Here is a 1,150-nt window from a genome sequence, read left to right on the forward strand (position 1 = left end):
TGCGTCCACGAAATTTGGAGCTGAACCAAATAATCATGTGTCACTTATTGATGCAGCTATGCCCGGTATGTTACCTGTTATTAACCAAGAGTGTGTTTGTCAAGCGGTTCGAACTGGTTTAGGATTAAAGGCTCACATTAATCTGAAATCTGTTTTTGATCGTAAAAATTATTTTTATCCAGATTTACCGCAGGGGTATCAGATTTCTCAATTTCGATATCCAATTGTAGGTGAGGGGAAGATCACTATATCTATTGGCCCGGATCCAAATGGCCAATTTGAAGATATTGAAATTGGGATTGAAAGGCTGCACCTTGAGCAGGACGCTGGGAAGTCTATACACGATCAACATCCAACAATGTCTTTTGTAGATCTTAACCGTTCTGGTGTCGCTCTTATGGAAATTGTTTCTAAACCGGATATGCGCTCATCGGATGAAGCCAAAGCCTATATGACGAAATTGCGTACAATTGTTCGTTATTTGGGTACCTGCGATGGCAATATGGATGAAGGCTCTATGCGTGCGGATGTTAACGTATCAGTTCGTCGTCCTGGTGAAAATTTTGGAACGCGATGTGAAATTAAAAATGTTAATTCTATTCGCTTTATTGGTCAAGCAATTGAATATGAGGCACGGCGTCAGATTGCGATTTTAGAAGATGGCGGTGTCATAGATCAAGAGACTCGGCTTTTTGATGCAGCTAAAGGTGAAACGCGCTCTATGCGTTCAAAGGAAGAGGCGCATGACTATCGTTATTTTCCTGATCCTGATCTTTTGCCATTGGAGTTTGATCAAGCATTTGTGGATGCTTTGGCTGTAGAGTTGCCGGAATTGCCTGATGATATAAAAGCACGTTTTATCAATAAAATGGGTTTAACTCCGTATGATGCTTCCATTCTTGTAGCAGAAAGAGCAATCGCTGATTATTTTGAAGAAGTGGCATGTGGGCGTGATGGAAAAATGGCTGCTAATTGGGTAATTAATGATCTTTTGGGTGCTTTAAATAAAGATAATTGTGCGATTGAAGAGACACCAGTGTCACCAAGCCAATTGGGAGCAATTATTGATCTCATTAAAGAAGGAACTATTTCTGGGAAAATTGCTAAGGATCTGTTTGAAATTATTTGGAATGAAGGTGGGGATCCACGT

General features: G+C 40.4%; 1 protein-coding gene. It reads left to right on the plus strand.

Annotated features, from left to right (window positions below):
• A partial coding sequence (gene gatB / locus ACFIK8_RS09780; RefSeq protein WP_375669312.1) for an Asp-tRNA(Asn)/Glu-tRNA(Gln) amidotransferase subunit GatB occupies nt 1-1,150 on the plus strand: 1,150 nt, incomplete at both ends.

This window comes from Bartonella sp. MR168JLCBS (assembly GCF_042194175.1).